A 2,717-nucleotide genomic window follows, 5' to 3' on the forward strand; every position below is an offset into this window, starting at 1 on the left:
GATCCGGCCGACTACGTCTCGATGCAGGACAGGCGCGTCGTCGTGCTCGGCGGTGGCGATACCGCGATGGACTGCAACCGCACCTCGATCCGCCAGGGCGCGACCAGCGTGACCTGTGCCTATCGCCGGGACGAGGAGAACATGCCCGGCTCCAAGCGAGAGGTGGCCAACGCCCGCGAGGAGGGGGTCGAGTTCCTGTTCAATCGCCAGCCGGTGGCGATCGTCGGTGAAGGCAAGGTCGAGGGCGTCAAGCTGGTGCGCACCCGCATGGGCGAGCCGGACGACAAGGGCCGGCGCAGTGCGGAAGTGGTGCCGGGCTCGGAGGAGATCCTGGCCTGCGATGCGGTGGTCATCGCCTTCGGCTTCCAGCCCAGCGAGATAGAGTGGTTCGACACGCACCAGATCGAGATCGACGAGCGCGGCCGGGTGCTGGCGCCGGAGATCCCGGCGCAGATGGAGCGCTTCGCCTATCAGACCAGCAACGAAAGGGTGTTCGCCGGCGGTGACATGGTGCGTGGCTCCGACTTGGTGGTGACGGCGGTCTACGAGGGGCGCCAGGCGGCGGAGGGCATCCTGGACTTTCTCAAGGTGTAGTCTGGACTTTCTCAAGATGCAGTCTGGACTGTCTCAAGGTGCAGTGCCCCGGGCCGCCTGCGGAGCCGGGGCCGGCCGGCAGCGCCGGCCGTCACCTTCAGCGGTGGTATAACGTCGTGAGAGTCTTTACAGTGGCGCGCTCGTCACGAACCGCAATTCTCAGAAGGTCACATCATGATCAGGCTTGAACGCAACATTCTCGACCAGGCAAACACCCATCTGCGAGCGCTGGAAGATCATGTGCTGGATCAGGACGGCGGCCATCAGGCCATCATGATCAGTGGGCAGCTCAAGGCACTGTTTTCCCTGGCCAAGCTCCGGGACAGCGGCATGTCGGACGAGTGCGCCGGGATGCTCGAGGAGATCGAGCGGCGTGCCAATATTCTGGTGTCACGCCTGCCGGAGTGAGTTTCACGCTGGTGAAATCGGCCCGGAGCAGTGGCCGCATCGAGAAAAAGCGCCAGCATCACTGCTGGCGCTTTTTGTCGGTCCGAGGTGCCACCGCGGTGTCATGACATCGCAATGCGCCCGACCAGGGTCTCGGCCCGCTGCGGTGCCTTGTCTGCCAGCACCTCCCGCGCCTCGTCGAGTCGGTCGGCATCCACGTTGAGCAGCAGTACGCCGACCACCCGTCCGTCATCGAGATAGTAGTAGATTCCCTGGTCCGGCTGGGGGCCCGGATCCTCGACGATCTCCAGCGAGCTGTCCATGCGGCCCACCGCTTTCCAGGCGAAGTCGAAGACGTTGGAGTAGAAGTAGGGCGTGTGGTCGTAGGTCTCGTCGCTGCCCGCCATGATGCGTCCGACCGTCTGGCCCATCCGGTTGGCGTTGTCGACGTGTTCGGCATGCCAGCGACCGAGGATCCGGTCCGGATAGGTCGCGACATCGCCGGCGGCGAAGATCGCGGCGTCGGCGGTTGTCAGGCGGTCGTCGACGAGAATCCCGCCGTCGGTTGCGAGGCCTGCCTCCTCGGCCAGCGCCACGCAGGGCTCGACACCCAGTCCGAACACCGCCGCATCCGCTTCCAGGCTGGCCCCGTCGTCCAGCGCGAGCGTGACCTTGCCATCCGCCTCGCGCCCGCCGCTGACCTTGCGTCCGCCCAGCAGCGTGACGCCTGCATCGAGGTAAGCCCGGTGGAAGCGATCGGCGACGCTGGGCGGAAACAGGGCGCCGCCCAGCACGTCCTCGGGATGGATCAAGGTGACCCGGCAGCCGTTCTGGATCAGCGCCGCGGCCAGTTCCGTGCCGATGTAGCTGCCGCCGACGACGGCGACATGCAGCCCCTGGGCGGCGAGCCTGCGCAGGCAGTCGTAGTCCTCGACGGTGCGGAAATAGCGCACGCGCTCGCTCCGGGGCAGGTCGAGCGTCACTGGCGCACCGCCGGTGGCCAGCAACAGCTTGCCATAGCCGTAGGTATCGCCGCCGTCCGTGGTCACGGTCCGGCGCTGGCGATCGATGGCGGTGACCCGGGTGTCGGTGTGCAGCGTCGTGGCGGCATGCTGCTCCGGCTGCATCCAGATCTTGTCGTAGCCGAATTCGGGATCGGTCCAGAGCTTTTTCGAGAGTGCCGGCCGGGTGACCGGCCCGTTGGGCTCGGCACCGAGGATGCCGATGGTGCCATCGGCGTCACGCTCGCGAATGCCTTGTACGGCGTTGGCGGCAACCATGCCGGCGCCGACGATCAGATAGTCGTAGCGTTGCATATCCACTCCCTGGCATGCCTCGAGGTTGAAGGGGCGTCACCGCCCCGATGGGGTCGTTCGGTGTTCTCGCCCGGCTCCTTGGGACGATGGTGTCAGCGTAGTCCACTCGCGGCGCTCCATGCCAAGGTGCGATGGCGGGAAGCATCCGGTCGGCGCTGACGTTAGAATGCGCGTCGGGCCGTCGCTTCGCCGGCCACGCCGACAACAATCGCTTTCGCGCGGTCGAACGCCGCCGGCGCCCCCGGCGCCCCCGGCCGCTGCTCTGGAGAACAAACCCGATGTCATCCTGGTTTCCCCGCTGGCGGCGCGTCGATGCCGCCCGTCACCAAGGTCTGGTCGCGCCCGACGAGACGCTGCCGCCGGCGCAGACGTTGCTGATGGGCATTCAGCACGCCGTGGCGATGTTAGGCTCCACCGTGC

3 protein-coding genes are annotated in these 2,717 nt (G+C 66.8%); 2 read left to right on the top strand and 1 reads right to left on the bottom strand.

Annotated features, from left to right (window positions below; genetic code table 11):
• The coding region (locus AC3AYF_RS19970; protein WP_487780261.1) for an FAD-dependent oxidoreductase at nucleotides 1-594 on the top strand (594 nt) is incomplete at its 5' end.
• A 174-nt stretch (nucleotides 595-768) separates the two neighbouring features.
• Nucleotides 769-1,002: a hypothetical protein gene (locus AC3AYF_RS19975; protein ID WP_149434532.1), complete on the top strand. Its 234-nt coding sequence runs from the start codon at nucleotides 769-771 to the stop codon at nucleotides 1,000-1,002.
• Between the two features lie 101 nt (nucleotides 1,003-1,103).
• Here AC3AYF_RS19975 and AC3AYF_RS19980 read toward each other — a convergent pair whose 3' ends face one another.
• A complete protein-coding gene (locus AC3AYF_RS19980; RefSeq protein ID WP_487780262.1) occupies nucleotides 1,104-2,297 on the bottom strand; it encodes an NAD(P)/FAD-dependent oxidoreductase in 1,194 nt (397 codons plus the stop codon).
• Nucleotides 2,298-2,717 lie beyond the last annotated feature (420 nt).

It is taken from the genome of Salinicola sp., assembly GCF_982684285.1.

What these genes read in the sequence shown, in the direction of transcription:
- AC3AYF_RS19975 (WP_149434532.1), top strand. Translation starts at nt 769, where the DNA reads ATGATCAGGCTTGAACGCAACATTCTCGACCAGGCAAACACCCATCTG.
- AC3AYF_RS19980 (WP_487780262.1), bottom strand. Translation starts at nt 2,297, where the DNA reads ATGCAACGCTACGACTATCTGATCGTCGGCGCCGGCATGGTTGCCGCC.